Source organism: Pseudomonas sp. 14P_8.1_Bac3 (genome assembly GCF_025466085.1).
Classification (GTDB): domain Bacteria; phylum Pseudomonadota; class Gammaproteobacteria; order Pseudomonadales; family Pseudomonadaceae; genus Aquipseudomonas.
In genome coordinates, this window is record NZ_JANLOD010000054.1 from 1 (window position 1) to 17511 (window position 17511).

At 61.2% G+C, this 17511-nt stretch carries 17 protein-coding genes; 1 reads left to right on the forward strand and 16 read right to left on the reverse strand.

The features are described 5' to 3' along the window. Positions 1-66: 66 nt before the first annotated feature. Positions 67-2457 (reverse strand): GGDEF domain-containing protein, encoded by a 2391-nt coding sequence (locus NTD84_RS17255; protein WP_262167722.1) that lies wholly within the window; start codon positions 2455-2457, stop codon positions 67-69. Between the two features lie 209 nt (positions 2458-2666). Continuing rightward, positions 2667-4937 carry a bifunctional 23S rRNA (guanine(2069)-N(7))-methyltransferase RlmK/23S rRNA (guanine(2445)-N(2))-methyltransferase RlmL gene (rlmKL, locus tag NTD84_RS17260; RefSeq protein WP_262167723.1) on the reverse strand — a complete coding sequence of 757 codons (2271 nt, stop codon included), beginning with the start codon at positions 4935-4937 and terminating at the stop codon, positions 2667-2669. A gap of 531 nt (positions 4938-5468) precedes the next feature. Here rlmKL and rmf point away from each other — a divergent pair. Continuing rightward, positions 5469-5684, forward strand: a complete 216-nt coding sequence (gene rmf, locus NTD84_RS17265) for a ribosome modulation factor (RefSeq protein ID WP_003223300.1) — start codon at positions 5469-5471, stop codon at positions 5682-5684. Positions 5685-5931: 247 nt separating this feature from the next. On the opposite strand, the gene NTD84_RS17270 is transcribed toward rmf, so the two are convergent. The 14 genes from NTD84_RS17270 to NTD84_RS17335 form a co-directional block, all read right to left on the reverse strand. Next, entirely contained in the window at positions 5932-6951 is a 1020-nt protein-coding gene (locus NTD84_RS17270) for a quinone-dependent dihydroorotate dehydrogenase (RefSeq protein ID WP_262167724.1), read from the reverse strand. A gap of 75 nt (positions 6952-7026) precedes the next feature. After that, positions 7027-8358 carry a hypothetical protein gene (locus NTD84_RS17275; RefSeq protein ID WP_262167726.1) on the reverse strand — a complete coding sequence of 444 codons (1332 nt, stop codon included), beginning with the start codon at positions 8356-8358 and terminating at the stop codon, positions 7027-7029. Positions 8359-8403: 45 nt separating this feature from the next. Next, entirely contained in the window at positions 8404-8835 is a 432-nt protein-coding gene (locus tag NTD84_RS17280) for a hypothetical protein (protein WP_262167728.1), read from the reverse strand. Positions 8836-8838: 3 nt separating this feature from the next. Then, on the reverse strand, positions 8839-9504 hold the full coding sequence (locus NTD84_RS17285) for an oxygen-regulated invasion protein OrgB (protein WP_262167729.1): 666 nt from the start codon (positions 9502-9504) through the stop codon (positions 8839-8841). After that, positions 9476-10042 carry a secretion system protein gene (locus NTD84_RS17290; protein ID WP_262167731.1) on the reverse strand — a complete coding sequence of 189 codons (567 nt, stop codon included), beginning with the start codon at positions 10040-10042 and terminating at the stop codon, positions 9476-9478. Before NTD84_RS17290 ends, NTD84_RS17285 begins: the two co-directional genes overlap by 29 nt. Beyond that, positions 10029-10751, reverse strand: coding sequence for an EscJ/YscJ/HrcJ family type III secretion inner membrane ring protein (locus tag NTD84_RS17295; RefSeq protein WP_262167733.1), 723 nt, complete (start codon positions 10749-10751; stop codon positions 10029-10031). Before NTD84_RS17295 ends, NTD84_RS17290 begins: the two co-directional genes overlap by 14 nt. Next, positions 10748-11056: a type III secretion system inner rod subunit SctI gene (sctI, locus tag NTD84_RS17300; protein ID WP_262167735.1), complete on the reverse strand. Its 309-nt coding sequence runs from the start codon at positions 11054-11056 to the stop codon at positions 10748-10750. Before sctI ends, NTD84_RS17295 begins: the two co-directional genes overlap by 4 nt. A 59-nt stretch (positions 11057-11115) precedes the next feature. Further along, a complete protein-coding gene (sctF, locus tag NTD84_RS17305) occupies positions 11116-11376 on the reverse strand; it encodes a type III secretion system needle filament subunit SctF (RefSeq protein WP_262167737.1) in 261 nt (86 codons plus the stop codon). A gap of 3 nt (positions 11377-11379) precedes the next feature. Then, positions 11380-12552 (reverse strand): PrgH/EprH family type III secretion apparatus protein, encoded by a 1173-nt coding sequence (locus NTD84_RS17310; RefSeq protein WP_262167739.1) that lies wholly within the window; start codon positions 12550-12552, stop codon positions 11380-11382. Positions 12553-12680: 128 nt separating this feature from the next. Continuing rightward, positions 12681-13121, reverse strand: a complete 441-nt coding sequence (locus NTD84_RS17315; protein WP_262167741.1) for a transglycosylase SLT domain-containing protein — start codon at positions 13119-13121, stop codon at positions 12681-12683. Between the two features lie 8 nt (positions 13122-13129). Continuing rightward, a complete protein-coding gene (locus tag NTD84_RS17320; RefSeq protein ID WP_262167743.1) occupies positions 13130-14683 on the reverse strand; it encodes a winged helix-turn-helix domain-containing protein in 1554 nt (517 codons plus the stop codon). Between the two features lie 349 nt (positions 14684-15032). After that, positions 15033-15317: a phosphopantetheine-binding protein gene (locus NTD84_RS17325; protein ID WP_262167745.1), complete on the reverse strand. Its 285-nt coding sequence runs from the start codon at positions 15315-15317 to the stop codon at positions 15033-15035. Positions 15318-15327: 10 nt separating this feature from the next. Then, entirely contained in the window at positions 15328-16419 is a 1092-nt protein-coding gene (locus NTD84_RS17330) for an IpaD/SipD/SspD family type III secretion system needle tip protein (RefSeq protein WP_262167747.1), read from the reverse strand. 13 nt (positions 16420-16432) lie between these two features. Continuing rightward, a complete protein-coding gene (locus NTD84_RS17335) occupies positions 16433-17491 on the reverse strand; it encodes a cell invasion protein (RefSeq protein WP_262167749.1) in 1059 nt (352 codons plus the stop codon). Between the last annotated feature and the right edge of the window lie 20 nt (positions 17492-17511).

Consider the following 17511-nt stretch of genomic DNA (forward strand, 5'->3'; position numbering starts at 1 on the left):
CCCCCCCCCCCCCCCCCCCCCCCCCCCCCCCCCCCCCCCCGCTCCCACAGGATCCTGTGTGTGTCCTTAGTTCATCTCGCCCTCGACCCGGTCCCGCCCGGCCTGCTTCGCCATATAAACCCCGGAATCCGCGCGCAGCAGCAGCGCATCCGCGCCCTCGCCCTCCCGCCAACTGGCGATCCCGAAACTCGCGGTGACGATACCGACGTCATCAATCGGCGAACTGCGCAGCCCTTGCCATAACTCCAGCGCCAACACATGAGCCTTGTCGCCGTCGATGTCCGGGCACAGCACCATGAACTCCTCGCCACCCAGGCGACAGAACACGTCGGTGCGCCGCAGCCGATGACCGATACGCTCGCATACCGCCTGCAACACCCGATCGCCCACGGCATGCCCGTGCTGGTCGTTGATGCGCTTGAAGTGATCGATGTCGAGCATAATCACCGACAATTCGCCGCCGCCGCGCTCGACCCGGGCCATTTCGGTGGTCAGGCGCTCTTGAAAGTACCGACGGTTATGGATCCCGGTCAGCGAGTCGGTAATTGACAGCGCCCGCAGCTCTTCTTCCACCCGTTTCAGGTCGGAGATGTCCGAGACATACCCGTGCCAGAGCACGCCACCACCGGGCAGCTCTTCCGGTGTCGCTTCACCGCGCACCCAGCGCAGGCCGCGCACCGGAAGCTGCACGCGGTACTCCTCGCGCCACGGGCTGAGCGTCTCCGCCGATGCGCGGATGGACGCGCGCACCCGAGTGGTGTCCTGGGGATGAATCCGGGTGAATATCGCTTCAGCGTTCAGCAGCAACACATCCGGTTCCAGTTCGTAAATCTCGCGGATGCCATCACTGGCATAGATCACACTGAAGCGGCCATCGAATTCCATCTTGAACTGGTAGATCCCGCCCGGCACATGGGCACTGAGTTTCTTCAACAGTAGATCCCGCGCCGCCAGCGCCTCGTGCACCCGCTTGCGCTCGGTGACATCGATGCAGATCGCCAGGTGGCCGACCCACAAGCCCTGCTCGTCGAGCACCGGTGTTGCCAGCATGTTCACCGTCAGATGGCTGCCGTCGCCACGCACCAGCGTCCATTCCCGTGCCTCATGACCGCCCTCCTCGCCGCCCTCGACCAGCATCGCCTGGCAGGTCGGGATCGGCTTGCCGTAGCGCGCGCTCAACTCCGCCGAACGCGCCGCCAGTTCCCGGGGCAGGTGCAGGCTTTCGAGGGTCATGTGCCCCACCACCTCACTACTGGCATAGCCGAGCATCTGCTCCGCCCCGGCATTGAACGTACTGATGACGCCACGCAGGTCGGTGGCGATGATCGCTACCTGGGTCGCGGCATTCAATACACCGCGCAACTGACCATGGGTGCCACGTAATTCCTGCTCGCGGGCGCGCAGCTCCTCGGTGCGCTGCTCGACCAGTTTCAAGGCACGCTGGCGCTGACTGACCAGCACATACAGCAGCGCGCTGAGCAACAGACTGAGCAAGCCGCCCAGCACCACCACGCTGGTCACCGAAGAATGGTTGGCTTGCAGGAAAGTCTCGCTGGGCTGGATGTCGACCTGATAGTCGTGGTCGGCGAGCCGCAGCAGCCGCGTCGTGGATAAATCACTGACCGCAGGTGCGTTGGGCGATTCGTAGAGCACTTCGTGCTGGTCATTGGTTGATAAGTCGAGGATGCGCACCGAGAGGTAATCAAGTCCCGCCTCCGGCAGGTCGTCGGCCAGCAGCTGCCGCATACTGATCACCGCCATCACATAACCGGTCGGCTTGCTGCCCGGATCGCTGCGCGGCACCACCGGCGCGACCAACAATACACCCCGTGCGTAGGCCGGCTCGATGCTGACCAGGTGCATCGGCTGCGACACTGCCATCTCACCGTGTTGATCGGCCCGCTCCAGGGTCGAACGGCGCAGCGGTTGCGCCAGCAAGTCATAACCCAGCGGCGAGCCAAGCCGGCTCTGCGTCTGGCTATAAAGCACCACCACATACTCATCCCGTTCGGCCGCCAGTTGCAGCTGGCCGTCAGCATTGAGTTCAAGAATGTTGAAATCGGTTAAACCTTGCGCGCGCACCTCGCGCTCAAACTCCGCGCGCTCGGCACCGCTGACCCGCCGGGCATACGAATAGGCCTGGGTTCGGTGCAGTAATGGTTGGGTGTAGCCGTTGAATTCTTCGCGGTCGACCGTATCGGAATTGATGAAGAACCGGCGCAGGCCGTCGAGGCGCTGCTGCTGATCCTCGAAACGTTCCTCGATACGGCTGTAGCGTTCGCTGGCCAGCAACTGGAAACGTTGGCGCAGTTGCTGCTGGAACAGGTTCAGGGTCGACCAGGCCAGCAATCCCGTGAGAATTCCGCCTACTGCCACAACCAGCAGCGCGACCAGCCAGGCCGAGACGTCTTCACTGATGAAACCCAGGATCTTGGGGCGCACGGCGTGCAACGACATAGAGGCAACTCAAAACGCCAGGTGCAGGGAAAGCCCATTGGCCATGCTTGAGTTATAGCTATTAGCCATCAATTTGACCAGCGCTGAATAACCCCTGTAGGAGCGAGCATGCTCGCGAAAAACGTATGGACAACGCGTTCATTCAGAAATGAATGCGCCATCGTTAACGACCATCGCGAGCAAGCTCGCTCCTACAGTGGATCCGCGTGTCAGCGGGCGGTGATTTTCCAGGCCCGATGGATCTTGGCGTTGCGCGCAAAATCCGGATCAATGGTCTGGGCCGTGATCTCCTCGACCGCATAACGCTCGCTGAGATTCTCCTCAAGGGCGAACTTGCGGAAGTTGTTGGAGAAGTACAGCACGCCGCCTGGCGCCAGGCGGGCCATGGCCAGGTCGATCAATTGCACCTGGTCGCGTTGCACGTCGAAGATCCCTTCCATGCGCTTGGAGTTGGAGAACGTCGGCGGGTCGATGAAGATCAGGTCGTACTCGTCACGGCTGGCCTCGAGCCAGGCCATCACGTCGCCCTGCTCCAGGCGGTTCTTGTCAGAGAAACCGTTCAGCGACAGGTTGCGCCGCGCCCAGTCCAGATAGGTTTTCGACAGATCGACGCTGGTGGTGCTGCGCGCGCCGCCCTTGGCCGCGTGAACGCTGGCGGTGGCGGTGTAGCAATACAGGTTGAGGAAGCGTTTGCCCGCCGCCTCTTTCTGGATGCGCATGCGCATTGGCCGATGATCGAGGAACAGCCCGGTATCGAGGTAGTCGGTGAGGTTGACCAGCAGCTTGACGCCGCCTTCGTTGACCTCGACGAACTTGCCTTGGGCGGCCTGACGCTCGTACTGCTTGGTGCCGCTTTGACGCTCGCGACGCTTGACCACCACGCGGCTCTTGTCGATGTTCAGGGCCTGCGGAATGGCCGCCAGGGCATCGAACATGCGTGCCGAGGCTTTTTCCGGGTCGATGGATTTTGGCGCGGCGTATTCCTGGACGTGCACCCAATCCTGATACAGGTCGATGGCCATGGAATATTCCGGCATGTCGGCGTCGTAGACGCGGTAGCAGTCGATGCCTTCGCGCTTGACCCACTTGCCCAGCGCCTTGAGATTCTTTTGCAGGCGGTTGGCAAACATCTGCCCGCCTTCGCTCAAGCGCGGCTGCTCGATCACCACCGGGGCCGGTTTGATCGGGTTGCCGTTCTTGTTGTACTTCTCGTACTTGCCCGGCGCCACATCGTTGTCGGCGATTTCGACTTCAGCTTGCTCGCGCTCGACCTGGCGCTGCTCCGGAGTGCGGCGCTCGCCGGTGACGAACTGGTCCGGCGTGACCTTGATCAGCAGCAGCTTGCACGGCAATGCGCCGTTCCAGAACGAATACTGTTTGTGGCTGCGGATGCCCATGCGTTTGCCCAGGTCCGGGGCGCCGGTGAACACCGCGGCTTCCCAGTTCAGGCACGCCTGACGCAGACGCTCGCCAAGGTTCTGGTAGAGATAGAGCAGGCTCGCCTCGTCACCGAGACGCTCGCCGTACGGCGGGTTGCAGATCACCAGGCCTTTCTGGTTCTGGTCCGGACGCGGCTCGAAGGTGCCGACTTCGCCCTGGTAGATCTTGATCCACTCGCTGAGGCCGGCCCGTTCAACGTTGTTGCGGCCCGGCTGGATCAGGCGCGGATCGGCTTCGTAACCACGGATCCACAGCGGTGGCTTGGCCAGACCGGCGGCGGCACGTTCTGTGGCTTCTTCGTGAAGCTTTTTCCACAGCGCCGGCACATGGCCGAGCCAGGCGGTGAAACCCCACTGCTCGCGACGCAGGTTCGGCGCCATGTCGGCGGCAATCATCGCCGCTTCGACGAGGAACGTACCCACACCGCACATCGGGTCGGCCAACGCGCCGCCGTCGGCCGCAATGCGTGGCCAGCCGGAACGGATCAGGATAGCCGCCGCGAGGTTTTCCTTCAGCGGCGCCGCACCTTGCTGCAGGCGATAGCCGCGCTGGTGCAGGCTATGGCCGGAAAGATCGAGGGAGAGGATCGCTTCGCCACGGTCCAGGCGCAGGTGAATGCGCAGGTCCGGGTTGAGCTTGTCGATGGACGGACGGTCACCTTGCGGCGTGCGCAGTTTGTCGACGATGGCGTCTTTGACTTTCAAGGCGCCGAAGTGGGTGTTGTCGATACCCGAGCCATGCCCGCTGAACTCGACGGCCAGGGTGCCATCGTTGAGCATGTGGTCTTGCCATTCGATATCGAGCACGCCGTGGTACAGGTCTTCGGCGTCCTTCATTGGAAAACGCTTGAGCACCAGTAATACCCGGTTCGCCAGACGCGACCACAGGCACAGGCGATAAGCGGTTTCCATGGTGGCCATGCCGCGCACGGCAGAGGTGTGCTCGCGAGCTTCTTCAAGGCCAAGCCCGATGGCTTCCTCGATCAGCAGGCCTTCAAGGCCTTTGGGGCAAGTGAGGAAGAGTTCGAAACGATCGGACATGGTAGTTCCAGAGCCTTTGGCTGAGTGGACCGGCAACGCATTGCCGGCCCGGTTTTCAATCAGGCGCTTTTCTAAAAGAGCGCCCGCGTGGCACGAAGGTGTGCCGCCCCACCCGTGCTGCTCAGGTTAAAAGAGCTTAGATGCACGGACAGATAAAATAGTTGATGCAACAAAATGTCATAACTCGACCCTTCGTCGAATAATGCTCGGCGTAACACCAACCATTCTCACTAAAGGATCACGCCCGTCATCTTGCGGGGGGGCCGATCATACAGGGCTTTTACCCATAAATACGGAGTAAACATCGTGTTACTTATGGCCATAGCATCTTTATGGTTACGTCCTTATGACAAAACGATCATTCCCTCGATGTGACGCATTGGTTAGAACTCAACACAGGTTGACGCCACAACGGACGTCAACACCTTGGCTCGCCACGCCGGCAGCGAGCCTCCCAACGGCAGACATTTCTGCCAGACCTCGATTGAGGTCGACGCGATAATTACAGTCAACAAGTGAGGGCAATACCCTATGAGAAGACTTAAGCGTGATCCGTTGGAAAGAGCATTTTTGCGCGGATATCAATATGGCGTTGGTGGTAAATCCCGTGAGCTTTGCCCATTTACTCTACCGTCGGTACGCCAGGCCTGGATTAACGGCTGGCGAGAAGGACGCGGCGACAACTGGGACGGTATGACCGGCACTGCGGGAATCCACAGACTCAACGAACTTCACGCCGTCGGCTGACACAGGGCACACATTCCGACACGACAACCTGATTACGTAACGACTTACCACGCACGCCCCATCCGGGCGGCGGGCTCCGGCCCAGGGGCTCCTTCGAGGAGCCCTTTTTTATGCCTGCAAACACCCGATTTCGACCCGCACACACCTCAACTGTGGGAGCGGGCTTGCTCGCGAAATCGATGTTTCAGTCGACATACATGCCAAATGACACTCCGCTTTCGCGAGCAAGCCCGCTCCCACAAAGGGGTCAGCGCAGGGCGGCGATGGCGTCGACTGATTCGCGGATCAGCGCCGGGCCTTTGTAGATGAAGCCGGAGTAAATCTGCACCAGGCTTGCGCCCGCGGCGATTTTCTCGGCCGCGTGCCGGCCTTCGGTAATGCCGCCCGCGGCGATGATCGGCAGGCGACCGGCCAGTTCCGCCGCCAGCACCTTCACGGTGTGGGTGCTCTTCTCGCGAACCGGGGCGCCGGACAAACCGCCCGCCTCGTCCCCGAACTCCATGCCTTCGACACCGACGCGACTCAAGGTGGTGTTGGTCGCGATCACCGCGTCCATCCCGGTTTCGATCAGCGCCTGGGCCACTTGCGCGGTTTCTTCGTCGGTCATGTCGGGTGCGATCTTGATCGCCAGCGGCACGTGTTTGCCATGACGCAACGCCAGTTCCGCGCGGCGCGTGGCCAGGTCAGCGAGCAACTGCTTGAGCGAATCGCCGAATTGCAGGCTGCGCAGGCCCGGGGTGTTTGGCGAGCTGACGTTGACCGTGATGTAGCTGGCGTGGGCATAGACCTTGTCCAGGCAGATCAGGTAATCGTCGACTGCACGCTCGACCGGCGTATCGAAGTTCTTGCCGATGTTGATGCCCAGCACGCCCTTGTACTTCGCCGCGGCGACGCGGGCCAGCAGGTGATCGACACCGAGGTTGTTGAAGCCCATGCGGTTGATGATCGCCTCGGCTTCCGGCAGGCGGAAAATTCGTGGTTTCGGATTACCCGGCTGCGGACGCGGGGTGATGGTGCCGATTTCGACGAAGCCAAAACCCAACTGGGCAAAGCCGTCGATGGCCGCGCCGTTCTTGTCCAGACCGGCCGCCAGCCCCACCGGGTTCGGGAAGTCCAGGCCCATGACGCTCACCGGCATTTTCGCCGGGGCCTTGCACAACAAGCCGTTGAGGCCCAAACGCCCGCCCGCGCCGATCAGGTCCAGGGACAGATCGTGGGAGGTTTCCGGGGAGAGTTTGAACAACAGCTGACGGGCCAGGGTGTACATGGTCGGCTTTGACTCTGGGCGATGAAAAGTGGCGGCGATTATAGCCGTGGTTGGTGGAGACAGGCGACCTCGGGCTTATGGAAACTCGATCGCAGGTAACGTGAAGGAGTTGCCGGAAGGCCTGGCACTGCCGAAGACCAGCGGAAAATAAATAATGAACGCCATCAGCGCCACGACGCCACTGAGGAAATGTCCCTGATCACCCTCATCGACCTCGGCACTATTGAGCAAAGCCGCGAACGCGGCGATCGCCAATATGAATGTTTTCCCCGCACAGCCACGTAACGCGCCGATGTCGCCCACCGCACGAGTGACGTCCTCCAGGGTGGGCCGCTGAACGGTTGCGCGAACCTCCCACGCAGGTTTCGGCTCGGGGAAGATCAGATCAGGCCCGATTGAAGGCAGAACACGCTTGAAGATCATGCCCACGTAGTCATCCACCACCATGCCAAAGGCATTCAACATCGCTGCGATCGCGCCCGCCCCAATCGGGCCAATTGCCGGTATTACCCCTTTCAGCTCTTCCAGTACAAACTGCAACAGGGCATAGAACGACGCCGTGACGACGGTATTTTTCACGTTGGCCGTTCCGGAGTTGTCCTGAAAAGGTATCAAGAGGTTGCCCAGGCCTCTGGAGAATGTGTACATCAATCCGCCGGTCATCGCGGGAAACAGGCGCTCCGAGGCCCCCGTCAGGTAGGCCGCAATGAAGGCCCCCATCGTGGCGCCCGCCATGCACACACGGCTGATACGGGATGCCACCGTGCCGGTCCCTTTACGTTCATTTTGTAGAGCCCCGAATAGAAGCGCTCCCAAGTCAAGCAGGACCATCGCTGCCACGCCCCATGAGCGCGCCGCCTCCGTTGACTCTCCCTCACGTAATGCCTGCTCGACGTAATGCGCCACTACTTGGCGCGCGACGGTGGCGAGCGCAACGATCACGCCCGTTCGCCCAGCGACATGGAGCAGATTCAGCCCGGGGCCCTTGGCCGCCTCCAGCCACTCCTTGCAGGCCTGAAGCACGGTGTGCCTTCGGCTTTCACAGGTTTGCTCGGTGTCGGCAACATCCAGTTCGATGATGCGATCAAACACTTTGTCAGGGCCGGAAGGCAAAACTCCATTGTTAATGAAATCCTTGACCTGACCCACCACGTTCTGGTCCGTAGCGCCGAGTTCACGCTCGCACTCGGCGATCTGGCGCGCTGCATCGCGGTCAGTTAACGCGAGGACGGCGGCCCTTCGCAATGGTGTGCCCATAGCGGGCAAATCGAAGCGCGAAGACTCGATAAGCGCCGAAGGATCAAAGAGGGTTAACGCATTGCGACGTTCTGGCCGACCCGTCGATGAGACGGAATCGGTCGGTGATAGGATGCCGCCTGCTGCTGTTCCATTATTAATCGATATCATCCTTGCCTCTCTCCTGTCGGCTTACCGATGGTTATTGTGCTTGCCTCACCACTCACTCTTCTCCCACGCATCGTCCCCCATCGACTGCATCACCTCGCGGGTGTAGCTCATGACGAACGAACTCATGTTGAAAGCCCGGCCATTGGCGCCGCTGATTTCCTTGAAAATCTGTGATTTTTCCAGCCCCTCGTCTTTCAACCGCAGCAACAGTTGATGCGTCACCGCAATCAAATCCCGCGCCGTCGGATACAGCGCGCTGACGCCGTCAGTTGCCCGCAACGACTGGAGATAGGCATAAATCGCCTTTTCACCCTGCCCCTCCATCGCCAGCAATTTTTGATACAGCTCATCCAGTCCCGGGTCCGGGCGCTTGCCGTCATCAACCCCGGACGTGACGCCTAACACGCGCGACTCCAGGGACTCGACCTCAGGCGCAGGCTCAAACCTGTGGGGACTCATCAGCGTTTCAATCTTCATTGCTCACTCCACGAACCCCGAACAAAGGTCAGCCAGACACCGCATTGAAACCTCATCGAGGCAGCGAACCGACTCGGGCAGATTCGCCAGTCGGGCCATCAGTTTTGGCTCCAGGCGCTGGCAGACTGAATCAATATCGAATTCAAGCAATTGGTCAGCCAACCGAAACACGTAGCGCTCCTCGAGCTGATAATCGATCAGCAGAGCGCCGGGCCAGCGTTCCTGCAATCGTTGCCGCAGCGCCGGGCCGTGAGCTTTGCAGCGCGAAGGCAGCAACATGTGCAACGGCGCCTCGGTAGCCGATTGCTGCGCCAGCCAGCGTTCGAGCATTTCATCCAGCCATTCAGTGCGCGTCAGCACCTCTCGCAGCAGCTCGCGCGCGGCGTGCGCCAGCGTCTGGCGCAACTGCATGCCGAGCGCCTGCGACTCGCGCAAGCCGCTGGCGAGGTTCTCCGCCGCCCGGACAATCCCGCTGGCATAGCCCTCGTGAAACGCTTGCGCGCGAATCGCATCAGCGTCGGCTTGCGCCTGCTCGACACACTCACGGGCCCGGCGTTGGGCTTGTTGCTGCAACACGCGTCGCTCGCGCGCCGCGCGCAGGTCTTCGCCAGCCACCCGCGCATCGAGGGACGCCGGCACGTCAGCCAGGGTTCGGATGGAGTCGAGCATGCTGCACCGCCAAAAAGAACAGACCCGGATCGGGTTCCGCGACCGGCCACTGCGCTTGCAGGTCGACCACCTGGGGGGAGAATTGCAATGGCAGCCGTTCGAACAATGGCGGCGGCAGGAATCTGGAAAAGCCCGACAACGAATTGAACCCTGCGGCCTCCACCTGTTGCAGCGGCACGCAGGACCGATCAAACGGCAAGCAGGCGCGAGGCCCCGGCCGGCAACTGGCAAATTGACGTAATGACAACGGCAGTCGCTGCAGTGCCCCGCCCCGCGCTAGTTGCGGCAACAGTCGCCAAGCCCCCATGCGGCAGGCAATGTGAGGCAGTTGTCGCCAGTGTCGAATCCATTTCTCCGCGACCGCAGTCAGCGGCCCCGAAGGCCATGGCCCTTGCTGGCCCAACCCTTCGAGCAGGATCTGGTCAAGGACCCGTCGTGCCTCGGGACCGTCGAAGCCCGTGGGCAGGTTCAACCGCTGCGGATGCATGGACCCCAGCGGCTCGGCGACGATCCGCCGCAAGCGCTCAGTGCACGACATCACGCGGCGCCCCTTTCAACAGTCGATAACCCATCACCGCGCTGCCGGCCAACAGCAATGCCACCAACGAGGCCACCCACCACACCCCGCGCGAATCCCCCTGCGCGACTGCCGCCGAAGGCGCAACGTGCTGGGTCGGCGAGCGCTGTGACAGCACCACCGAGATGTTTTCGTACTCGACGGCGGCAAAACTGTTCTTGAGAAAACGCTTGATGTCGCTGATCAGCAACTGCGGCTCGACATCGCGCTCATGAATGGCCACGGCCGCCAGATGAATGGGGGCGGCTTTACGTCCGCCTTCGCCGGCGTCCAGGTCATAACTGACGTGCACCCGCGCCGACACCACGCCTTCGAGCACGCCGAGGGATTGTTCCAGACGCTGCTCCAGCGCCGAGTACAGTCGGGCTTTTTCGGCCCGGGGCGATGCGACCAGCGAATCGCTTGGAAACATCTCCGCCACTTGCAGTCGTGGTCTGGACGGCAACGAATAGAGGTTGAGCAAATCCACCGCAGCGGAGAAATCCACTTGATTGATCTTCACCGCGTACCCGGCCTTGCCGGCGTCAACTTTGGTCGCCGCGATGTTGTTGCGCTGCAGCACCGACAGCACTTCGTTGGCCTGCTGCTGATCCAGCCCCTCCAGCAGACTTGGCTGGCGACAGCCGAGCAGCGCCATGCACAGAAACACCAGCAACGCGCGCGTCTTCATGAGGCACGCAACAGCGTTTCGGCGGTGCCCACCACCTTTCGCACCAGCACGTTGAGCAAATTGATGTCGACGTTGTATTGGCCCATTTGCTCCTGCAATCGTGCCAGCACTTCGGGGCTGGTGATATCGGGACGTTGCATCAGTTGATTGATCGAAGAGACGTCCTGCGCGCTGTCGACCGCGGCACCGGCAAACGCGTCGATCAATCGACTTTCCAGGGAAACGACCGCGCCTTCCTGCGGACTGCGCAGCTCTGCGACGGCCGTGGACGGAATGAGCGAATGAACAAGGCTTGGATAAGACATGCAGTGCACTCATGAAAATGGCCATCGCCAGATGACGACGGCCAGTCAAAGGAAGGGAATCAGCGAGCCGCCTGGATGATCGCCATGTCGACGTCCTTGAAGCCCTTGATCGTGTTGGTCTGGGCGTTACGGAACACCGTGTAGGACGAGAAGGCAGTCTGGTAGGCGGCCAGCAGTGAGGGATCGGACGCATTGTCCTTCAGCGCCTCCAGCGCCTTGTCCAACGCTGTCTTGAGATTGACCGCGCCGGCTTCGAATGCCGCCGCTTGCTTGCCGAGAAAGTCGTCAGGGAACTGAATGGGAGTTACCACACCAGCCATGTATCACCTCTGGATTTGCTTGGGAAAATGCCAAGACGACGACGTCATCTTGATGTAGCCCTGAGGGCCGGTTTGAAATGACTTGCCCTTGAGCCCGTCATCCTTGAGCTCGACAGCGAAGTGCACGTAGCGATTACCCCACTGCCGATGAAACCCGTCGACGTACCGGCGAGCCGCGGCCAGCTCGGCGTCCTGCAGATCGCCTTCGATGGCGAACGTGACACTGTTGTCGTGACCCACTCGATTGAACGTCAACGCAAGACGGCGCAGGCCTTGCTCGGCGAGATCCGCCAGCAGGTTGTCATCCTGTACTTGTACGTCCACTTCCCGGGCATAGGGCGCCGCCTTGAGCAGGACGTCGAGCAGTTGTGTCTGTTCTTGCGGCGTCAGCAGATTGCGCTGGGCACTGAGTAGCAGCCGCGGCATCGCGGGGTCCTGGAGATCGAGGGAGTGCCAGGCCAGTTGCGGGTCAAGGTCGACCAGCAATTGCTCCAGCCGACGCCGCTCCTGATCGGTCACCACGACCTTGGCGGCCACGCCGTTGTTGCGCATCAACACCTGGCGGCTCCACCCGGCGTCCCGCTCGGAGGCGACGAACACGTACACCGTTTGGTCGCGGCCCTGCACCACAGTGAACTCGGCACTGGCGCCGGCGATGAGGGCGCGAACATCGGTTTCGGCGGTGGGCGCGGGCACCGACCAGAAGCCGGCCGAGATCGCCAGAACAACCAGGATCAGGCCTGCGCCTGCCCATTGGATGGCGGCAGGCTGCGGTCGATGACGAGGCGTTTTGTCGGCCAGCGGCAGGTCCTGCTGCCCCAGCAGCTCAGGCGCCCAGGATTGATCTTCACTGCGCAGCGCGATCTGCAAGCCGCCTATTTGCGTCAGCCGCTGGAAATCGCAACACCGGGTTTGAGTCTGTTCGTTGAGCAGGCGCAAGGTCGCACCACCCTGCCCGTCCAGCAGCACCTCGAAATTGCAGGCGTCGTGTTCCAGCGGGACGAAGATCGCGTCCTCGGGAAACGTGATTGCAGTGGCGTCCCTGCCCAACAAATCGAGCGGCCCGACGATGAACAACGTTCGTGGCGCGCCGAGCGGAAACTCGCAACCCTGCAGCGGACCATTGAAGATCCGCAGGACGCAGGGTTGTTGAGGGGGAGCCGACAGGTCTGTCACCGATCACGCACCAGGCAGGGAATGGACGCTCATCCTAGAAGCGCTGCGTGAAAGGTTCCTGATCGAATTATGCCGATGCCAGCCGGACAGCATCAGATTTGGTTGAAACCGGGGACATCCTTTACGTTTCAAACCCGAGACGCCGTCAACACTTGATAACGCTGCCAAACCTTGCGCGCATAACGCAATCGAGCCGCCTGCCGCCCCGGCGCGTTTCCGGCGTTGTAGGCGCCTACCGCCGTCCAGTTGTAGCCATACAACGCAACAAAACCCGCCAGCACCGAAGCCCCGACCTCAACCGACAAACACGGCTCGTTCAACAGCCGCTGCTCGGTAATCCCCTGAGCGCCGAGTCGAGGCAGGTGACGGCTATTGATCTGCATCAGCCCGATATCCCGCGTACCGTCCTTGTTGTAGTTCATCGCGTCCGACAGTTGCCCCGATTCCACCTCGGCAATCGCCTGCAACAGCTCCGGCTCGATGGCATGTTGCTGCCCCGCCGAGACCCAGCAATACGCGTGTACCGGTGCCGTCGTCAGACACAACAGCAGCAACCCTGCGCTGGTCATCCACCGCCTCATGCCAGTCGCCTGCCACTGTCGACTGATGCCCCATGCTGCATGCCCGGCGTCGACCGGTGCAGCGTTCGCCAGAGCGGTGCGACCACGGCGCCGTCTGGCAACCCCGAACCGCACGCCGCGAAGCGTGCCTGCACCGACCGGTGGCGGGCCAACTGCAGCCAGTGCGCATATTGATTACGTGCGGTTAACGGATTGGCACCAAAGAGCACATTCCAGGCCGCCAGGCCCTGCTCGCCCATCGCGCGCTCACTCAAGCCCGCTTGATCCAGTTCATACCAGGCCGCCGCATGCTGCCCGAAATAGGCCAGCACCACCGCGTGCAAAATCACCAACAGCGGGTGACCCGAAGCGCCTTGCTGCAACGTCTGTCGCGCCAGCGTCAGGGCGTCTCGCGGATCCCCCGCCAGCGCAATCCGGACCCGCAGAATATTCGCCCGCACGCAGTCCGCGTCGTGCTGCAAACACCGCTCGATGCTCTGGACGGCGAGCCCGGTGCGCCGCCAGAACCAGTGATGCCAGGCGTAAAGGTAATGAACATCGGCCTGATCCGCCGTCAGCAGGCAGCGTCGAAACAACGCCTGCGCCGCTTCGTCGCAACCGCGCAGGCTGGTCAGCAAAGCCAACCGCGCGAGGGCCGGCGCGCTGCCCGGATCCAGCGACAAGGCCCTGGAAATCGCCGTATGCGCCTCATCGATGGCATGCCCCGGATCACACACACCGAGCATCGCCTGGCCCAGCCAGACATCCACCACACCACACCAGGAGGGACCATAGCGGTCATCCAGTTGCAGGCTGTGGCGAAACTGCACCAGCGCATCACGCAGGCGTTGCGGCGTATGCCGCTGCACGTTGCATAAACCGTTGAGGTACGCCACCAGGGCCGGATAGGAAGAGCAGGCATCACCGGAAGGCCGCAAACCCGGCAGGCGCTGGGCAACCAGGCAGGTCAGTTCCCCGAGCGCTTCGCCCACGTCCTGAGCACAGAGCGTCTGCGCATGCAGCAGCCCATGATCGCCGCCACGAATCAACTCGATGGACCATCGCTGTTCGACATTGTGTTGCGTAAAGCGCCCGGTCAGGTAGAAGTCAGGCAACAAACGCTCGACCAGACGCCGCGCATCGATCGGCTGGCCACACGCGGCCATCAATCCCGACGGAACTACCCGCAGTGCCTCGCCGAAGGCGGTGGCCAGTTGACGGATCATGGCGTCCTGCAAATCCAGCACCTGCGGCTCGGCCATGCCGCGAAACGGCAGCACGGCCAGCGACGGCACCGTGGACGGCGCCGGTTCGGCAAGCGCCAGCGTGACCACCGGGCAGGTGAACCGATAACCCTGACCGTACACCGTCACGATGAAATCCTTGTTGTCCTTGAGCAGCTTGCGCAGGGCGTAGATGCAGCGCGTCAACGACTCTTCCGCCGCATCGGTGTCGGGCCACACACGGTCCAGCAGATAATCCTTGCTGATCACCGTGCCGGCCGAACCCAGCAACAGGCGCAGCACATTCAGTTCTTTGGGGGGGACGTGGACTCCGTGTCCGTCTCGCATCAGCGTTCCATCGCTTTGCAGGCGCCAGCGGTCAAAAACGAATGACCCGCCCGGCGTTCGATCAGTTGCACTGTCCATACTCTGAGACTTCTCTATAGAAAGGTACTGAAGCGCAATCGAGCCTGTGGGGTGGTCAGGCTCGAGATGACAAGCTGCGTGACTATAGGAAGTTGAGTGGGAGGATTCCGCAGGGCACCTTCACTTCGAGCTGATGAAAATACGATTTTTACTGTAGGACGAGAGTCTGTAAAACCTGTAGGAGCAAGCAGGCTCGCGATGGTCGTTAACGATGACGCGGGGAACCTGATACCCCGCGGCGCCCTCCCGCTCATCGCGAGTCCGCTCGCTCCTACAGGGGGCCGTGGGCTTCCTGTCGAGACATCATCACCAGGCGACAGACGTCTGCCACCGTCCTGAAAGATTCCACGCCCGCCGCAGGCAGCTCTATGCCGAACCGATCGTTCAACGCCATGACCATTTCAACAACCGTGATCGAGTCCGCGGACAAGTCCTCGACCAGCCGTGAACCGGGCTGAATTTTCCGGCGCTCCAGCGACAGACAATCCGCCAACACCTCAAAGACTTCAGCATTGAATGCGTCAGAAAATTCCTCACTCTCCCTGATCAACCTCATCAAGCCCCCCTCAAAAATTCAACATCGCCCGAAGCATGTCCGAGTACTGACTCAGGTGCGAAGACAGGGTCTTGTTGAAATTGTCGTGATACGAATTGGCGTTCGAATACTTTTGCGTGAACGATTGCAGGCGGTTTTTCATGTTTTCCTGCTGGGCATTGAAGCCGGTTTGCCATTGCTGGTACTTGGCGGTATCCCAGGTGACCCAGCCCCCGCCTGACAGCAACGAGTTCATCATGGCGGTCAGCGGGGCGAGGTCCATGACCACGGAAAACGTACCGTCGCCGTTATCTTTCAGACAACTGTCGGGAAGGCCCAGCGCCGCGAGCCACTTCTCGGCTTGCGCCTTGCTGGCAGCGCCCATGCCGGGAGCCGGGAACAAGACACTGTCGGGATTGGGCGGCGAGTACTTCTGGATCAGTGACTGCAGGGCCGCCCTGATCGAGCCGGCATCGACCTTGACGTCCTTGCCGTCATTCGCGCCTTGAATCCAGTCCACCAACTTCGCCGATATTTCAGTGTTGAAGGCGTCAAAAAATTCCGAATAGACCTTGATGATGTGCTCGTAGCCGGCCAGGTAGCCGTTCTTGATCAGGTCGATCAGCTCCAGCAGCTTGTCGAAAAAGTCATTCGACGAATTGATGCCCTGATTGAACGGGCCGGCTATTTCCGCGGGTGGCATTTGCGCCGTTTGCAGGTCGAGCAGGATCGACGTCTGCGCCGCATCGAGGTGCTGACGCTGCTCCATGGGCAGGGTTTCCCGGAGATGGGTCATTACTGCGCCGCTCTGGCGCAGTTGTTGTGCCCACATTTCGGAGCGAACGCGTTTGGTCTGGACCTGCTCGGCAAACTCGGCAATGAGCGGTGCCGCCGCTCCACCCGTCAGCAATTGCTCCTGCATTTTTTCGGTGGCCGGCTGGCACTTGAGCAGATTTGTGCAGTGACGACTCAATGCCGCCGTCGAACGCTCCAGCATGTTGCCGAGGGAAAAAGCCGGCGGCGCATCAGCAGGCATTTCAGGTGGCAACGGTGCGTCAGCGACCACGTCGGCATCTCCCGAGCGATTAACCGGTGGCGGCGGTGTGAAACCTGGAATTTTCAAATTGTTCTCCCCCTCAAACGATCTTGCCGATGACTTCAATCCGCGATTGAAGTATCTGCATGACGATGTCCATGAATTTCTGCAACAGCGCCGCATCCGCCGAGTCTTTTTGTCCGACCTCGTCACTCAAACTTTTCTGGGTGCTCTGGGCACTCTGTTGCAGCACTTCTTTCTCGCGGGCGGCGTGCTCGGCCATCCGCACCATGCTCGACACCAGCTGGCTCATGCTCATTGACATCGCGCTCAGCGCGCGACCGAACTCGAGTTTTTTCTCGACGCCCTTGCTGCCCATCTGGCTCAACCAGTCCGAGGTCTGGCCGACGTTCGCGGTCTTGATGATTTGCGCGTCGAACCAGGCCTGTTCCCTCGCCGTCAGGATCGAGCCCTCGGGTTTGAAGTCGACCACTTTCGTCCGACCGAAATCGTCGAACACGGTGAGTTTGTAGGTGGTCTGCGGATCCCAATCATCGCGGGCGCGAGCGATTTTCAGATCACGCTCGACAGTGCCGGCCTCCAGGGCATTACGTTTGTGCAGGTTGATATCGGCGTGTTTGAGCCCTTGCCCTTGAAGGGTCTTGACCATGGAAAACCCGGCAATGACTCCGGAGACCAGCGCCGCCGTGATGGCGCTGTACATGGCGGCTTTGCCGGACTCGACGATGGCTGCACCTTGGGACTTGGCGGCGTCGGCCGCCATCACGCCGAAATGCCCGCGCAATTGCGCATTGGCGACCCGTGCGACGTTCAATGCAATGATCGCGGCGACCAGGACGTTCGCGTGTTTTTCCCAGGCACCGGGATCGAAGATCAGATCATTGCGCACTTCATCGCTGACCATGAGCGTGGCGGCAACGAAGTCTTGCCAGTCGGATTCGCTGGGCGGGTAGGCGTTGATGTCGCGCCCCAGTTGCGCAGCCGAGGAGCTTGGTGTGCCGGGGTTGTCGAGAACCTGACCCTGGCCGACCCTGTCCTTCAATGCTGATTTTTCAGGCGGCTGAAAGGCTTTTTCCGCCACCGTCGTCGATTGTGTGTGGAGGAAAGGACGGAACGCGGAAACACCACTGGTGATCATGAGAAATTCCTTTTATGTGT

Coding starts and splice junctions, on each gene's coding strand:
- NTD84_RS17255 (WP_262167722.1), bottom strand. CDS start 2,457: ATGTCGTTGCACGCCGTGCGCCCCAAGATCCTGGGTTTCATCAGTGAA.
- sctI (WP_262167735.1), bottom strand. CDS start 11,056: ATGTCTTATCCAAGCCTTGTTCATTCGCTCATTCCGTCCACGGCCGTC.
- NTD84_RS17295 (WP_262167733.1), bottom strand. CDS start 10,751: ATGAAGACGCGCGCGTTGCTGGTGTTTCTGTGCATGGCGCTGCTCGGC.
- NTD84_RS17335 (WP_262167749.1), bottom strand. CDS start 17,491: ATGATCACCAGTGGTGTTTCCGCGTTCCGTCCTTTCCTCCACACACAA.
- rlmKL (WP_262167723.1), bottom strand. CDS start 4,937: ATGTCCGATCGTTTCGAACTCTTCCTCACTTGCCCCAAAGGCCTTGAA.
- NTD84_RS17315 (WP_262167741.1), bottom strand. CDS start 13,121: ATGACCAGCGCAGGGTTGCTGCTGTTGTGTCTGACGACGGCACCGGTA.
- NTD84_RS17285 (WP_262167729.1), bottom strand. CDS start 9,504: ATGCTCGACTCCATCCGAACCCTGGCTGACGTGCCGGCGTCCCTCGAT.
- sctF (WP_262167737.1), bottom strand. CDS start 11,376: ATGGCTGGTGTGGTAACTCCCATTCAGTTCCCTGACGACTTTCTCGGC.
- NTD84_RS17325 (WP_262167745.1), bottom strand. CDS start 15,317: ATGAGGTTGATCAGGGAGAGTGAGGAATTTTCTGACGCATTCAATGCT.
- NTD84_RS17270 (WP_262167724.1), bottom strand. CDS start 6,951: ATGTACACCCTGGCCCGTCAGCTGTTGTTCAAACTCTCCCCGGAAACC.
- rmf (WP_003223300.1), top strand. CDS start 5,469: ATGAGAAGACTTAAGCGTGATCCGTTGGAAAGAGCATTTTTGCGCGGA.
- NTD84_RS17275 (WP_262167726.1), bottom strand. CDS start 8,358: ATGATATCGATTAATAATGGAACAGCAGCAGGCGGCATCCTATCACCG.
- NTD84_RS17320 (WP_262167743.1), bottom strand. CDS start 14,683: ATGCGAGACGGACACGGAGTCCACGTCCCCCCCAAAGAACTGAATGTG.
- NTD84_RS17280 (WP_262167728.1), bottom strand. CDS start 8,835: ATGAAGATTGAAACGCTGATGAGTCCCCACAGGTTTGAGCCTGCGCCT.
- NTD84_RS17290 (WP_262167731.1), bottom strand. CDS start 10,042: ATGTCGTGCACTGAGCGCTTGCGGCGGATCGTCGCCGAGCCGCTGGGG.